The 14,599-nt window shown below is 43.5% G+C and carries 15 protein-coding genes; 2 read left to right on the top strand and 13 right to left on the bottom strand.

The window, feature by feature from the left end; genetic code table 11:
- Window positions 1-24 precede the first annotated feature (24 nt).
- From ACQCVE_RS04640 to ACQCVE_RS04625, 4 genes are all read right to left on the bottom strand, one after another.
- Entirely contained in the window at window positions 25-906 is an 882-nt protein-coding gene (locus ACQCVE_RS04640) for a Cof-type HAD-IIB family hydrolase (protein ID WP_426861843.1), read from the bottom strand.
- A gap of 125 nt (window positions 907-1,031) precedes the next feature.
- Window positions 1,032-2,594: a diguanylate cyclase gene (locus tag ACQCVE_RS04635; protein ID WP_426861842.1), complete on the bottom strand. Its 1,563-nt coding sequence runs from the start codon at window positions 2,592-2,594 to the stop codon at window positions 1,032-1,034.
- A 111-nt stretch (window positions 2,595-2,705) separates the two neighbouring features.
- Window positions 2,706-2,948: a hypothetical protein gene (locus ACQCVE_RS04630; RefSeq protein ID WP_426861840.1), complete on the bottom strand. Its 243-nt coding sequence runs from the start codon at window positions 2,946-2,948 to the stop codon at window positions 2,706-2,708.
- A gap of 75 nt (window positions 2,949-3,023) precedes the next feature.
- A complete protein-coding gene (locus tag ACQCVE_RS04625; protein WP_426861839.1) occupies window positions 3,024-3,656 on the bottom strand; it encodes an HNH endonuclease family protein in 633 nt (210 codons plus the stop codon).
- 675 nt (window positions 3,657-4,331) lie between these two features.
- Between ACQCVE_RS04625 and ACQCVE_RS04620 the strand changes: the two genes are divergently transcribed.
- Window positions 4,332-4,802, top strand: coding sequence for a hypothetical protein (locus tag ACQCVE_RS04620; RefSeq protein WP_426861838.1), 471 nt, complete (start codon window positions 4,332-4,334; stop codon window positions 4,800-4,802).
- Window positions 4,803-4,881: 79 nt separating this feature from the next.
- Here the strand turns inward: ACQCVE_RS04620 and ACQCVE_RS04615 are convergent, their stop codons facing one another.
- From ACQCVE_RS04615 to ACQCVE_RS04590, 6 genes are all read right to left on the bottom strand, one after another.
- Window positions 4,882-5,046, bottom strand: a complete 165-nt coding sequence (locus ACQCVE_RS04615; RefSeq protein ID WP_426861836.1) for a hypothetical protein — start codon at window positions 5,044-5,046, stop codon at window positions 4,882-4,884.
- 212 nt (window positions 5,047-5,258) lie between these two features.
- Window positions 5,259-6,263, bottom strand: coding sequence for a FecCD family ABC transporter permease (locus tag ACQCVE_RS04610; protein WP_426861834.1), 1,005 nt, complete (start codon window positions 6,261-6,263; stop codon window positions 5,259-5,261).
- A gap of 15 nt (window positions 6,264-6,278) precedes the next feature.
- On the bottom strand, window positions 6,279-7,268 hold the full coding sequence (locus ACQCVE_RS04605; protein ID WP_426861833.1) for a FecCD family ABC transporter permease: 990 nt from the start codon (window positions 7,266-7,268) through the stop codon (window positions 6,279-6,281).
- 38 nt (window positions 7,269-7,306) lie between these two features.
- Entirely contained in the window at window positions 7,307-8,239 is a 933-nt protein-coding gene (locus ACQCVE_RS04600) for an ABC transporter substrate-binding protein (RefSeq protein WP_426861832.1), read from the bottom strand.
- 672 nt (window positions 8,240-8,911) lie between these two features.
- Complete coding sequence (locus ACQCVE_RS04595; RefSeq protein ID WP_426861830.1) at window positions 8,912-9,076, bottom strand: hypothetical protein; 165 nt, start codon at window positions 9,074-9,076, stop codon at window positions 8,912-8,914.
- 429 nt (window positions 9,077-9,505) lie between these two features.
- Entirely contained in the window at window positions 9,506-9,769 is a 264-nt protein-coding gene (locus tag ACQCVE_RS04590; protein ID WP_426861828.1) for a hypothetical protein, read from the bottom strand.
- A 197-nt stretch (window positions 9,770-9,966) separates the two neighbouring features.
- Here ACQCVE_RS04590 and ACQCVE_RS04585 point away from each other — a divergent pair, with 197 nt between their 5' ends.
- Complete coding sequence (locus ACQCVE_RS04585) at window positions 9,967-10,542, top strand: hypothetical protein (RefSeq protein ID WP_426861827.1); 576 nt, start codon at window positions 9,967-9,969, stop codon at window positions 10,540-10,542.
- A 762-nt stretch (window positions 10,543-11,304) separates the two neighbouring features.
- Here ACQCVE_RS04585 and yiaA read toward each other — a convergent pair.
- The 3 genes from yiaA to ACQCVE_RS04570 form a co-directional block, all read right to left on the bottom strand.
- Window positions 11,305-11,775, bottom strand: coding sequence for an inner membrane protein YiaA (gene yiaA / locus ACQCVE_RS04580; protein ID WP_426861826.1), 471 nt, complete (start codon window positions 11,773-11,775; stop codon window positions 11,305-11,307).
- A gap of 133 nt (window positions 11,776-11,908) precedes the next feature.
- Window positions 11,909-12,652 carry a TcaA NTF2-like domain-containing protein gene (locus ACQCVE_RS04575; protein WP_426861825.1) on the bottom strand — a complete coding sequence of 248 codons (744 nt, stop codon included), beginning with the start codon at window positions 12,650-12,652 and terminating at the stop codon, window positions 11,909-11,911.
- A gap of 93 nt (window positions 12,653-12,745) precedes the next feature.
- A complete protein-coding gene (locus tag ACQCVE_RS04570; RefSeq protein WP_426861823.1) occupies window positions 12,746-14,173 on the bottom strand; it encodes a hypothetical protein in 1,428 nt (475 codons plus the stop codon).
- Window positions 14,174-14,599 lie beyond the last annotated feature (426 nt).

Raw genomic sequence — 14,599 nt, 5'->3', positions numbered from 1 at the left:
GACGAGTTTTTCGTTCTAAATATTCTAAACGGGCTCTTTCGCTGCTTTCTCCGAGCTTAAAACGTACTCGATTGCGAGCGCCACGCCGTGGTCATCGTTGGCTGCCGTGACATAGTCGCTTTTTTGTTTGATTTCTTCCTGTGCATTGCCCATGGCGACCGCAAAGCCGGCTGCATCGAACATGGGAAGGTCATTGAACTGATCACCGATTGCGACCGTTTCTTCCAGCGGAATCCCGAGGTACGCGGCCATGATCTTCAGGCCGTTTCCTTTATTCCCGCTGATGTTCATGACTTCGATGTTAAAGGAAGAGGAGGATGTGACATAGACGCCCTCAATGGCTTTGAGCGCCGTCTGGAGCCGCTCCTTCTGAACAGGATCCAGCACAAGCAGGAAAAACTTCTGAATCGCAAGCTCTTCGTCCTCCAGCAGTGCTTGAACATTATCAAACGCCTGCAGGCCATCGGCTTCCTCCGGAATGAACGTCATTTTGCCGAAGTTTTCATCTTCATAGTAATCGTCCGGTACAGCCCCAGAATCAAGGACATGCTTTAATCGAGCGGGCCATTCGCGGTGAAAATAAACCCCTTTGGTCGTATAGATTTTAAAGGGGACGCTTTCCCTTTCCGCTGCCTCTGCAATGGCCTGATTATGGGACTCCGGTAATGAGGTCAGCTCCAGAAGCTTTCCATCTGCAAATACCGCCGTTCCGTTGCTTCCGCCCATCGGCAGATCCAGGTCATATTGATCCAATACCTCCCGGATCGACTCTGGCGCCCGTCCTGACAAGACCATTACCTTGTGTCCAAGGCTTTGTGCTTTTTTAATCGCTTGAACGTTTTCGGGACTGATTTCATTTCTCGAAGATAATGTCGTCCCGTCCATATCCAGTGCAAATAGTTTCATTGATGTCTCTCCCTTCCGAGAAAATCCTTATTAAAGTATAACTCTTTCAGCCTATTAAAAAAATGGAATTGCTTAGCATTTTATTTTTTTGGAAAAATAAAAAGTGAAGAGGAGGACGGTCCGCTTCACTTAATGGATAAAGGCGCAGCAAAGCTTACCCGGTTTCTCCCTGCTTCTTTTGCTGCATATAGCGCTTTGTCAGCCTGGTTCAAAAGCTGGTATAGGGTTTCGCTGAAATCCGCATGTGCCACCCCGAAGCTTGCAGTGGGAGAGATGAGGCCTTCCGCCGTCTGGAGCGGCTGCCCGTCGAGCCTGCTCCGAAGCTCTTCTGCAAGCGCCGCACCTTCTGTCTCCGTAATCCCTGCTAAGCCGAGAACAAACTCTTCGCCTCCATAGCGGGCAAGCAGCCCCCGGCCGTTCAGCTGCTCTCTTAACACAGCCGCTACATGCTCCAGGACTTGATCGCCAATGGCGTGGCCATATGTATCGTTGATGCTTTTAAAATAATCAATGTCCGCCAGAATGACGGTATATGGGACCGCTTGCTGCTGCGCAGCCTCAAATGCCGCTTCCCCTTGCTCAAAAAACGCCCTCCGGTTGTAAAGGCCCGTCAGTTCGTCGTAATACGCAAAGTGCTCCAGCCTGCTCTGCAATTGCTTTAGCTCCGTAAAATCCGTAAAGATCAGCAGGATCCCTTCACGGTTGGAAGCATCACGGACCTTGGAGGTGCGGACCTGATAGGTGGACACCATTTCGCCGGAGCCGTGGATTTGGACCTCCCGCTGAACGGAATTCCGCTCCAGATCAAACCGATCAGCACCGTTCGAAAAGATTTCCCAGACCTCTGCAAAGCTCTTCCCAAACATCGACATGTCCAGAAGAGGGAACATGTTCTGGCACGCCGCATTGTATTCCACAATCCGACGCGATTCATCCAGCACCATTACCCCGTCATTGATGCTGTTAAAAATTACATCCTTCGCGATGGGCATCAGCGTAAACATGCGCGAGGTGGTGACCGACCATAAATAGAACAGCGAGGTCAGCCAGAGCACCATCGGAACCGGGTCAATGCCCCGCGGCGTGAGCCCCAGTAAATACAAAAACGCGGTGACCATTGGAATCAGCTGGCCAACGAGCAGCGAAAGCAGCTGAGGCCGGTATGAAGCTGCCGTCTCCCTCCAGCGCGATAGAACAAGCAAAAAGGCCACCAGCATACTCGCGAATGTGTAGAGACCGTTAATGATATACCAAACCCCAATCTCCTGATGCACATAAGGCGCTCCTAAAACGGGATCCAGCTCATATACCCGGTAGTGAAAGTGATGACTATCATTCGTCACCACCATCACTAGTGTAATCAGTGGAACGAGCATCAGCGATAACGAAACCTTCTTCGACAAATGGATACCCAAATACTTCATGACAAACAGCAGCCCCATCGCCGCCGAAAACGGCAGTCCCGCATACAAAACCGCCGTCCAAAACTTGATTTCCCCGAGTGTCGAGGACATTAAAACAAATACTGAACCTATGCAGTAAATTAAGCTGAAAAATGAATACAATATAAAGACAGCCGCCATACTCGTATAATGCTTCCGCTTTAGGTAAACGTACAAACACAAATACAAATTCAGCACAGCCGACGTACAAATCAGTGTAATTGATACAGTTAGTTCCGGACTCACATTTTTCTCCTTGAAAGGCTTTTCTTAAATGTAGCATACAAACGGAGGGAATGGAGGCAAAAGGGGAGATGGAACAAAAGATTTTTACCAGCTGGAGCAAACATTGCCTGCTTAAGGGCGCTCAAGGACGGAAGCAAGCAGGCGGTGGACAACCTCGTGGTCACGCGGGTCATGCAGGCGGTAAGGATCGCCGGGCAGTGTGTACCATTCCTCAGCACCAACGTAGGCAATGGCAAGCGTAAGAGATCCGTCATCCCCGCAGGCCGTGCGCAGCTCAAGCTCTCCGCTGATCACACCGACTTCAGCTGTCATGACACCGTGGGTTGCAGTGAAAATGGTTGATTTCTTTTCCATACAGGACACCTCCACATTCATTCCTGCAAGCACCCCCCAGCTCTTAAAGCCGGGAGGTCTTGCGGACACAATCGTTTAGTAGGAGCAGGCGTTAAGCATGCTTTGCAGTTCCGCCTTCTCAGACGACTGCAGGCTTAAATCCCAGCGATACTTCGTATTGATCCACCACTTCGCATATCCGCAATGGGCGCTTGTTCTCGTTGGCTTCCACGTGGAAGGATCCTGGTCACCCTTAGAGCGGTTTGAGCTGGCGGTCACTGCAATCAGCTGCGGGCCAGAAAGGTCATTGGAAAAAGATTCGCGCTTATCCGTCGACCAGCTGCTTGCGCCGGAACGCCAAGCCTCAGCCAAAGGGACAACATGATCAATGTCAAGCTCAGACGGAGAATACACCATCACTCCATCATAATAACTGTACCACGTACCGGACGTCACAGGACAATCGCCGCTGTAATAGTCCGCATCACGCTTCAGCACCACCTGACGGGTGTCGCAGCCTCCACCCTGGCTGATCCAGTGCGGGAACTTTTCCCGTGAGTAGCCAGTCATGGAACTTTCCGACTTTACCGTTAAAGCATTCAACTGAGATTGAGCTGCGGATTTAGACGGTGTTCCGGGCGGAAACGCCTGTGCAGCCGGCGCGTTAAACTGAAACGCAGCAACCGAAATAATCAGTGCAAACAAGAAATACATCGACTTCTTCAGCATCCATATGCCTCCCTATTTAGCTATTTGATTTACAAGAAAAACATCAAAAAAGAGCGTTTGCGGTCACGAGTGAGAAAGAATAAAGAATGGAGACTCCACTTGTAATCGTATGCCACCGGCAAATTTTCCAGCAAGTTAATAATTTGTAAACGGACCGAGCCTGCAGCGAACTCCCTTGCTCCTCCTGCTCCAGCATCCGCTAAAAAAAAGGAGAGAAGGAACATTAATGAATGTATGTAAAGTATTGATGAAACTATTAAGTTTTTAGAATATGAGCAGATTGGAGGAGTGCCGTTTCACCTTGCAGACGGAATAGTACAAGCATAGGGTTTTTGTGGAAGCTGACGGAGAAAAACGATGGGTTGATCAGACTGGCTGTTTTTACTATTTTTCGGAATGAAGCGAAAGAGGGAACGGCAGAAAAAGTATCCCCCCATTCTTTTGTACCGGCCTTTTTCTTTACAATTATTAATAAATTAGTTGATGAAATGTAATGAGGATTTACAATTCATCACAATCAGCAGGAAAAAAGAATTCACAGGTTCTAATTGATCTTGAAAAAATGCTAAATTACTTATTTTTAAGTAAAAAAATTACAATAAATTAACAAAATGGGCCTATTAGAGTGGTAAAATAGTACTGAACTTATCTCACTATTATAAAAGAGGTGGAAGAATGAAAGAAGTATCATTTTCAACAAGCTTGTTATTCTTTTGGGTAAAAGGAAAAGTAGAAGTTGATGGTCGATTTGTCAAAAGCAAATTATCAAACACATTATTGGGGTTTATTCCTGCCGGTAAAGACCAGCAAAACATTCCTTTAAAAAACATTTCCGGTGCAATGCTGTCGACCAAATACCTTTTAAAACCAATGCTTTTAGGAATACTGTTATTTTTTATTGGCTTAGGCTCATTAGGTAATGAGTTTTTAGTAGGTTTATTGTTTCTTGTTTTTGGTGTAGGAATTGCCGGAAGCGGTATTCAAACCATCTTAACTGTAGAGAAATCAGGAACACCTTATTTCATAAACGTCCCGTTTTTCGAAAAACAGAAAATGCAGGAATTAAATGATCTTATTCACAATGCATTGGCAGATGATACCGACAAAACAGACTTAAATATGTTTTTTGATAAAAAGGTTCAATAATAAGCAACAAACGCAGAAGGATCAGAACCCCTTCTGCGTTTTTTCATTTTATCTAGCCTCTAGTGTTCAGCTGCCGCAACTAGTAAATGATCAGCACCACATTAATAACCAGAATCGTCACAATCAGCCCCAATAAAAGCTTTTTACCCGTCCTATTCATTTTCCCGCTTCGCATTCCCCTGAAAACCAAAACACTGATCAGGAGGGTAAGGAGCAGGACGATGCTGGATGGCGCATTAGGCATTTGTCTGTTCAGCAAACTCAGAAAGAGCAGAAAAGCAGAAACCGGAAGATTTCGTAATGCCGGATTTTTGCAAAAGCTTATGCACTTTAAGCTCAAAAAAATGCTTTCAATTCAGCAGGGAGTAAATGAGGAACTTTCAGGACATAAGATTTCATTTGCTATCACAAAACAATGGGCAGCTGCCCATTGTTTTGATAAGAACAGGTGACCTGTTATGACGCAGATTTTTTACCGTTCTTCGATTCCTGATACAGCAAGTATAAGAAGTACGGTGCGCCAAGCAGTGACGTTACAATACCCGCGGGGATCTCAAGGGGCCGGATAACCGTTCTCCCGATTGTATCCGCAAAAAGCAGCAGGAAAGCCCCTACAAGAGCAGCGGTTGGCAACAGGTATCGATGCTGGCTTCCAACTAATTTCCTTGTGATGTGCGGACTGATTAATCCTAAGAAACTAATCATCCCTACAGCAGCGACACTGGCTCCCGTCAGGAGCGTACTCAATCCGAGCAGCAGGATCTTCATTTTTTCTACAGACACCCCGAGACCCGCTGCGATTTGACCGCCGAGCATTAAGGAGTCAAGGGCGCGGATAAAGAGAAGCAGGATGAGGATGACGGCAATTGTTACCGGAGCAGCGACGAATACTTGATCCCAGCTGCGTCCAAACAGACTCCCGTTCAGCCAGAGCAGAGAGGTTTGGGCGCTCGTATCCATTTTCAAAAGGGCGAGTTCCACCCCTGATCCGCATAGTGCACTCACAGAAACCCCGACCAAAGCAAGCCGGACAGGGTCTGCCCCATCCTTATAAGCCAACGTATACACGATAAACGTTGCTAATGCTCCACCGATGAACGCAATAAAACTAATAGAAAAAATTGAAATAGACGGAAATAAGCTTACAGAGATGAGCGCGGCTGCCGCAGCTCCTCCAGACACACCGAGAGTATCAGGAGCGGCTAGCGTATTGTTCAAAATCGTTTGCATAATAACTCCCGCTACCGCTAATGAACCGCCGATGAGAATGGCTAACACAATACGGGGAGCACGATAGTCGAATACGATATAGCGGTAATCTGCGTCTCCCTGGCCGATGAGCAAATTCATAATTTCAATGGGCGAGATGTAAATATCCCCTATTCCAATGTTGATTATGCCCATAAAGAGAAGTGCCGCTGCCAAAGTAATGAAAATGAGCTTTGGGTGTCGTTTTAGCATAAGCCGGTTTCCTTTCTACCGATTGGCTGTTCTGGCAAGGTAAATGAAATAAGGAGCTCCAATCAGAGCCGTTACGATCCCAACAGGGGTTTCATATGGAAATGAAATGAAGCGTGATCCGATATCAGCAAGCATCAAAAGCGTAGCTCCCATAAGGGCAGTAATCGGAAGAAATAAGGGGTTAGACGGCCCAATAAGAAACCGGACAATGTGAGGAGTGATGAGTCCGATAAATCCGATCGGCCCTGTAAAGGCTACGGATGAGCCGGCCAAAAGAACAACCAGAAAAATGATGATTCCTTTTTGCAGCCAAACCCGCTGCCCTAAGTTTCGTGCTATATCCTCACCGAGAGAGAGCACGGTTAACGCCTTCATTGTTAAAAATGAAAGCCCGATTCCAATGATCGAAACAGGTGCGAGAACAGATACATTCTCCCATGTTGAACCTGCGACGGTCCCTGTCAGCCAGATGAGGATCTGATGAATGGATTCATCATTAAAAATCATGATTGATTGTGTTGCAGCGGCGAAAAGCGATTGAATGACCACTCCCACGAGAGCAATTTTTACAATCATACGCCCACCCTGCAAAATAGCCCCCATAAAAAAGATTAGCGAAGCAGCCAATACTCCTCCCGCAAATCCTGCCGCGACCAGTGATATGCCCGTTAGTGAAGGGATAAACACAATCGAACCCACTACAAAAAAAGAAGCCCCCGCATTTATACCGAGCACACCCGGGGAGGCTAGCGGATTTTGAGTCATGCTTTGAACGAGCGCACCTGCAACAGCCAGGCTCGCGCCAACTAAGATGGTCATCAGCATCCGAGGCAGACGGACATCCTGCAAAACGAGTGCTTGATTCGATGGTTCCTTTGCAAACAGGCCGTTTATGAGCTCGCTTGCGGTAAAAGAGAAGGATCCAATTTTTAAAGAAAAAAAGGAACTGACCAGCAATAAAAGGATGCTGGTCACGATTACTGTAGAGGTCATCTTCGTGTGCATGTACTCACCTGCCGTAAGAAATGATGCTTATATTCAACCTATTTTGCAAATAGCTCCCTGAAGTCATCCAGCCGTTCATTAATGGCTGGGAGACTGCGCCGGCGGGACCAGTCATTATGGTCCAATTCGAAGACCCGATCGTTTTGAACGGCCTTTAGCTGATTCCAAAGCGCATCCCCTTTTAGCTGTTCTACTACCGATGGATCATCCGCATTCTTCGTAAGCAAAAGTGTATCCGGATTAATCTTCAGCATTTGTTCAATAGTTAAATCCTGAGAGGTTTCCTTTTTATCTTCCAATGCATATTCAAGCCCTGCTTCATTCATGAAGCTTGGCATAAAATAAGACGAAGTTGGCGTTTCAAATAAGTTACTGCTTGTATATTGGGCTTGAAGAATGGTTCCTTGCCCTTCAGATACACTTTTTTTTAGCTCTGACACGTCTGTCTTGTGTTCAGCTATCAGCTGCTTCGTTTCCTCTTCACGATCAAGAGCAGAACCAATCGTTTCCGTAGCAGCCAATACCTCCGGGTAATCCGCCGTATCGTTTACGACTCCGATGGTCGGAGCTATTTCACTTAATTCTTTATAGATCGCTTTGTGGCGATCAGAGTCGGCGATAATAAGATCCGGCTTTAAGGTGCGGATGATTTCAAGGCTGGGCTCAGATCGCGCCCCAACAGATTTATACCCCTCAATAACCTCCATCGTTGAAGCGGCAATCCGCTCCGGACGTTCATCATCCGCTACCCCAGCCGGACTGATGCCCAGAGCAGCAACTGTCTCAGTAATGCCCAATTCCAGTGTCACTACTGATTTTGGATTTTCAGGCACGGTTGTAGTTCCTAACTCGTGCTCTACAGCCTTGCCAGATTGATCCCCTTGAGAATTTTGTGACTTTCCTTCCTGTTGGGAACATCCTGCTGCGAGTGCAATAAGACCAATAACCATCCATTTATGTATTGCTTTCATTTTTTCTCCTCCTGCAACCTTCGATTGAGAATAATTATCATTATAACACATTCTGCCTTGCTCTCATATTTTTTCTGGAACCGGTACGATCATTATTTCATATGGATGAAAAATTTTAGACATAGGCTTGTAACCGGGGCAGGAGAGCTCGAATCCGAACGGTCGGCAAAAAGACCCTGCTAATAGCAGGGCCCTTCCTTTTTCATTAGCTAAACAATATGGCAAGCAGGGGCTTCGGTACGAATATATTCACCGTTACAATCAAATTGCAAATCCCCTCACAGGCATGATAAGAAGTATACAAGCCTTTACTTTTCCTTTTAACAAAAAAAACACAGCAATGATCGTTACTGTGTCTTAGAGGTCTTTTGGTTCTTTCCAGCGAAATATGCAGAACATAGGAGGAAGATTATTCCTAACCCAGCTCCCACTGTCATTGAATACTCAAGGGTATTCTTTAATGCTAACCCACCTGTAATTGATGCGGCAAAAAACATAAGAAACATGACCGTATAGTTTTTCTTCATTTTTCCATCTGCCCCCTTTACCGTTATTTTACTATTAATAATGATTGATAAAAGGGGCAATAATACGCAGGAAACGCAGAAGGATCCGAACTCCTTCTGCGTTTTTTCATTATATCTAGCCTCTAGTGTTCAGCTGCCGCAACTATTAAATGATCAGCAACACCACATTAACAACCAGAATCGTCACAATCAGCCCCAATAAAAGCTTTTTACCCGTCATATTCATTGTCCCGCTTCGCATTCCCCTGAAAACCAAAACAATGATCAGGAGGGTAAGGAGCAGGACGATGCTGGATGGCGCATTAGGCATTTGTCTGTTCACCTCTGTTCATCGTTCTTTGCTCCCGCGGGACTTTTCCCCTTCTTTAAGAAAAAGCTCATGGCGAGCAGAAAAACACCGGCTCCGAATCCAACCGGTAAGATCACACCCCTAAATTCAGCCAAAATCCCATTTTCCAACTAGATCACCTGCAGAATCAATGTTGCGATACAAACAGCAAAGGCGACCCACTGAACCGATCTTTGCGTCATTTTTTTCACAGCCTTTCACACTCTGTTGAGTTGTTCCTTCGATATTCTATGGGTGTTCAGTGTTTTAGCCTTCGAAACACCTTGTAAAAGTTTGGAGGAGCTCGGAAACCCGCTTCATAACTAAATGGGTATCGACGTTTTCTTGAGAAGATGAGCGTCTTTGTCGACGCGTATTTTAACCAATAGCTTCGTCCCGGCCGATTCTTGTTTAATAAACGCTCCAGATGGAAGGGCCCAACCTGGTTTGATCGGCAATCTCTTTTAATAACAGATTTTGCTTGTCATGCTTGAGGAAGAATGTCGTCACATTTTTCATCGCTTCCATTTGCGTGGAGTCCTCCACTTTCGACTGGCATCTTTTGCAGGCACGAAGACCGGCTGCATAGTAAAAGACAACTAACAGGATCTTGCTTTTCAGGTCTGTATTGATTCTCGCATTTATGTAAAAGTCCTCATACCCATTATAATCCATCGCTGTTAAAAGTTCACTGTGCAGCTTATCTTTCTAAATTCCGGTTTCATTTTAAACAACGAACCCCAAATGTTGATGCCGGCGGTCTTTACGACATGATTAACAATCGTAAAATATACTCTGGATTCTAGATTTGCGAAAACCAGAACTTGCACCCTGTCGATAGACATATTTGAATGAACCAAGAGCTGGGAAGTGTGGAATTATTAGTATTTTCTGAAATAAAAAAAGTGTATGATTATAATCATAGATCTTGCATTAAAAGGGGAGTTCAAATGAAAAAAATTCTGAGTTTTTTTATGTTGGCACTGATACTTGTCGGTTGTTCTGCACATGCAAAAAATGATGATCCAAAATTGAAATGGTATAAGAGCAAAGAAGAAGCAATTGCTCATGGAATTAAAGAAGAACAAATAAATAAAGAAGACATTATTGGTGAAGCAAGAGAAAACGGAGAAACTTTTATCATTTATAAAATAGAGTCCGATAAAGGTTTAGCAGTGGGAGTGTCCTATATTAGTAAAAAAGATGGGCAGTTTACTTGGTATAGGCCCGACCAAAATATTCGTATAAAAACGGATAGTGTCGAAAATAGGGAAAAATATTCTTCTCAAGTAAGCTGGGAATCTACATCTCAGTCAGGAAAAAAATTTACAATCCACATTGGAATTAATATTGACGAAAGACCCATGATAATTAAAGGAAATAGTCAGGTAAGCCCAGTAACTGACAAAAAAACCGGAATTTTTTATTACATTGAGCCTGCACAATAAGTCATATCCCCCCCTGCTCAGTGTTACAAATCTTTTTCTTGGCAGTTTTATGCTTATGTCTTATTTTTCTAGTTGCATTCGCGCCTGAGCCTAATATAGTGCCTCTTAGAACATATTATGAATACTATAAATACACCCCTAGCAACACAAGTAATGTTACCGGAAGTACTAAAAAAGTAACTGCAGACATTGGTTGCACTGCCACTACTTGTAGAATTGATAAGCAAGTTAGTGTAACAGTATCTGCTTCTTATAGCGTCTCACTGACAGCTGAAAAAGATGCAATCAAAGCAAATGCCGGTTTTACTTGGGTTAGCCAAGCTTCAGATGCTAGTACTTATTCCTTCACCCTTACAAAAGGTGATAAAGGATACATTGGCTTTAAGCCATATTCTTTCCGTTTTCTCCTTTCCCCAGAAACATTACAGACATGTTCCGCATTTTATATGGATATCACAATTGGCTATTTCTCGACATGCAATACCTTCATCATGTTGATACTAAAGGACTCCTTGTATCTATATTAGGATGCCGCTCTGTTCGACTGGGCCGAATAAAGGACAGAAACGACGGCGAGGATCTCATTCGTCAACCTAAGAGGATTAATAGGAACCATCCTTGTCCAGCATCCCAGTCCCATATGTTCTTAAGAAAATGGTCTTTTTCCATCCAACACATTCACCTCTCCAGGGATCCCTATGATTAATCCAAAAACAATAAGGGCATTCCTGCAAGCAGCAATGCCCCTAACTATTAAATCTATTAATCTCTTCCTCTCGCTGCCTGCGTATCCCTGATGTTTTTCTGAATGGTCACTGCTGAAAAGACACTAAGCACAAAAGACATCGCATAGAATCCTTTTTCACTTAATGCAATGCTTCCTGCGTTATAAAGACCAATCGCCATCAGCGCAACAGCCGTGATCAGCGCAAACCAGCTGAGCCCGTAATAGATGCCTGAAACCGGAATATCCTCGTCCTTATCCCTTACCGCCTTCTGCAGGGAAACCGCTGCATACAAGCCGAAGATCAATACAGCAAAATAATAGCCCTTCTCATTCAGCTGCATGCCTGCATTAAACAGTCCGATCAAATAGGCCGCAACGCCTACCACCAGCGCTGACCAGCTCGCCCCTTTAAAAGCCGCCGTCGGTTCGCCTTCTTTTCGTTCCGGCTTCCTCTTCGGTCTGGGCTCCTCGCCCACCATCAACGGATTTTCATTGTACTCAGACATGTGTCGCTCCCCTTTACGGTCATTTAGAATGAATGCTCATACCAAACCCATTATAGCAATTTTTTACATGTGGTGTTACTTTTGGGGGGGATTTTTGTTGTTTGGCAGAGGTTTATTGTATATGTCTACTATTTCATCTGCCTCTTATATCACTCAGCAAATATTCTCCATTTACATAATTGACTGTATATACCCATTGGAATTCTTTAATTTCTTCTTTTCCTTCTTTCTCGATCCCTATTTCTTCATAGGTTTCCACTTCAAACCGATTTATATCTGTTTTACGAACCGATTCAATGTTAAACATATATAAGTTCTCAACAATATTCTGACTGTATAGATCATCTACCAACTCACGCTGTGATCGATAGAAATTACTATCTGGCAGTAAATAGGACTCCACCATATAAAAATCCCCATTATTAATGGCTTGAATCATTTCATTTCCATAATTCACAACCAAATTGTAAACCTTTTCTTCTTCAAGCGGATCAATTACTGAATGATTCTGTTGCGGCGTTTCCACTGCCTCTTCTGATGTGAAATACGCCTCTTCTAACTCCTTCTCCTGTTCTTCAAGTTCGTTTTGAAAAGCTTCCTCTTCTAATTGAATGTTCCTTTGTATATTCCTCTCAATTTCCTCGTTGTCTTGTTTTTCACTTTCTGACATTTCGTTACGTTCCCAATAGTTTTCTTCACTGAAAGTCATTACTGCTATACCAATGACTAATAAGATAAATGATAGGCCACCTGCACCTGCAAACATGGAGGCACTGCTCCGGTTTCGATTAATGAACGCTAAGAAAGCAAATACAATAATGCCTAAACCGCCTACTATCCAAAGTAACGCACCTATTAATCCAAATAATACTGACATCTTGTTCCCCTTACTTACAGATTTTTTTATTTGCTAGTCACCTAATACCTTCTTCCTATCCATTTCGAAAAGCTCAATTATGAGAACAGCCTTTTAATGCAAATCCAGTTCTACAACATCCCCATGATTTAAGTCGGATTCGATTGAATCTACAGGAAAACCATTTATATCGGTTATTTGAGCCATCCACATGTCACTGCCTTTTGAATTCCTCTCGACCCCCTTAATAGAGAAAATACGATTATCTTTGACTACAAGCTCTAATTCATTTTTGTTGCTCTTCAAAACCTCATTCATCGTTTCACCTGTAGTAAAACGCAGATCTACTGTTAAAATTTCAGAAGCACCATAATCCTTTGTGACTATGACCGTTACAACATGGTGTTCAGGATTCTCTTCTAAATTTATCTGGTTTATTTCATCTTCATTAAGGTTCTGTTTTTCATAAAAAGGATGGATTATGTGCTTTATTTCATCTGCCATGTTAGTGATTGTTTCTTTACTGACCGGAACGGCCATAATTATAAATACACTTACTATAGGGAGCACAGCCAGCCATTTATAGGGTAAACTACGCTTATTAGACTTTTTATTCGAGCGTACATTTTCATCAAAAATCGGTGTATCAATTAATACCGAAATCTCATTCGCTAATGTTGAAACATCTTTGTTGAAAAGAATCATCCGTATGGAATGGAAAAAGCCAGTTAGCTTATTCATCTCTCCGTTCACTAAACGGTTGGCAACTTCCAATTCAAATGTTAAACTTTTGGTTTTTTTCTTGGTTAATCGGATCAATTTTTTGGATTTCTTACGGATTTCTTTAAACCGAATAATGTTTGTATCCATTTTATACATAGCCCTCTGCATTCTATGAATTGCAGACTCGATTTCCGCCATTTTCTTTTTTGCACTAAAATGACTCAAAACTCCAAGTCCTATTAGTGCCGGAATGGCTACAATTCCACCAAGTAAAGCGGTACCTGCTATCATTCCGCCACCGCCAGCTGAAAGGGCTCCGCCACCGAGCAAAGCCAATGTGGCGTTCGTTGCAGCGGCACCTGATAGCGTTGATATCGCTGTACCCGTCGAAGCCGCTCCCAATGTGGAGGCTAATCCCCAAATAGCCAAAGCACTTCCAACACCAGCAGTTCCTCCGATAGCTGCACCGGTTGCTGCTGTTAAAGCCAGGTGGCCATTTTCCAGTGTTTGGTTTATCCGTTTTGATTCTGGTAATGTAAATCTGTTTAGCTTGTACGGTGAGCCATCTATGCTGCCAGCTGAAAAATCCTTACATGTATTCAGAACTTTTATTGCTTCAATTTTCACCTGTACCACTGTTTCTAAAACAGAATCCAATTCCCTGCTTTTTGATCTCATTTTACGCAATTTTAAATCATACTGATTTTTTACCTTGTTATAATTTTTCATTGCTTCTTCGATTCGTCCATACGCACCAAAGGTCAATATGTTTTTTATTGTGCTCATTGCAGTCACCGTAGGATAAAATTTTGAATTCATGTTTATTACCTGTATAATATCGGCAATTTGCAGGATATTTGAAGGATTAAGAAGATTAAATCGAATAAGAGAATTGGACTAATCGGGGGCATTAGGGGTCTAAATAGAGGCTTTTTTGAGTGAGTGCCTCTCAAATCTGTGATAAGAAACAGGCGGAGAAAAAAAGTCCATTTTTCTCCACCTGTTCCGGTTTTTCTTTTAAAAAGCTGACGGATGACAGCTGCTGTCAGAATAGACTTCCAAAATAAGCATTTTCTTATAATCTAATGATTACAAATTACCTATCTTTATAAAAGACCTTACTTTTTTGAAGGGTCCTCTATCATTAAAATATTGCTGGACGGGTTAAACGAAAAGTTATCCTTTTTCGTTTCAAAAAGATCTTTAGCTTTCAAGTCTTTAGTTTTATTCAGTATATCCTTTTCA

It is taken from the genome of Metabacillus sp. 113a, from assembly GCF_050107635.1.
Taxonomy (GTDB): domain Bacteria; phylum Bacillota; class Bacilli; order Bacillales; family Bacillaceae; genus Metabacillus_B.
This window is presented reverse-complemented; position numbering and strand designations above follow the sequence as displayed.

Bases quoted from the DNA above. Each gene is read 5' to 3' on its own strand.
- ACQCVE_RS04640 (WP_426861843.1), bottom strand. From the start codon at position 906: ATGAAACTATTTGCACTGGATATGGACGGGACGACATTATCTTCGAGA.
- ACQCVE_RS04630 (WP_426861840.1), bottom strand. From the start codon at position 2,948: ATGGAAAAGAAATCAACCATTTTCACTGCAACCCACGGTGTCATGACA.
- ACQCVE_RS04625 (WP_426861839.1), bottom strand. From the start codon at position 3,656: ATGCTGAAGAAGTCGATGTATTTCTTGTTTGCACTGATTATTTCGGTT.
- ACQCVE_RS04620 (WP_426861838.1), top strand. From the start codon at position 4,332: ATGAAAGAAGTATCATTTTCAACAAGCTTGTTATTCTTTTGGGTAAAA.
- ACQCVE_RS04615 (WP_426861836.1), bottom strand. From the start codon at position 5,046: ATGCCTAATGCGCCATCCAGCATCGTCCTGCTCCTTACCCTCCTGATC.
- ACQCVE_RS04610 (WP_426861834.1), bottom strand. From the start codon at position 6,263: ATGCTAAAACGACACCCAAAGCTCATTTTCATTACTTTGGCAGCGGCA.
- ACQCVE_RS04605 (WP_426861833.1), bottom strand. From the start codon at position 7,268: ATGCACACGAAGATGACCTCTACAGTAATCGTGACCAGCATCCTTTTA.
- ACQCVE_RS04600 (WP_426861832.1), bottom strand. From the start codon at position 8,239: ATGAAAGCAATACATAAATGGATGGTTATTGGTCTTATTGCACTCGCA.
- ACQCVE_RS04595 (WP_426861830.1), bottom strand. From the start codon at position 9,076: ATGCCTAATGCGCCATCCAGCATCGTCCTGCTCCTTACCCTCCTGATC.
- ACQCVE_RS04590 (WP_426861828.1), bottom strand. From the start codon at position 9,769: ATGGATTATAATGGGTATGAGGACTTTTACATAAATGCGAGAATCAAT.
- yiaA (WP_426861826.1), bottom strand. From the start codon at position 11,775: ATGTCTGAGTACAATGAAAATCCGTTGATGGTGGGCGAGGAGCCCAGA.
- ACQCVE_RS04575 (WP_426861825.1), bottom strand. From the start codon at position 12,652: ATGTCAGTATTATTTGGATTAATAGGTGCGTTACTTTGGATAGTAGGC.
- ACQCVE_RS04570 (WP_426861823.1), bottom strand. From the start codon at position 14,173: ATGAATTCAAAATTTTATCCTACGGTGACTGCAATGAGCACAATAAAA.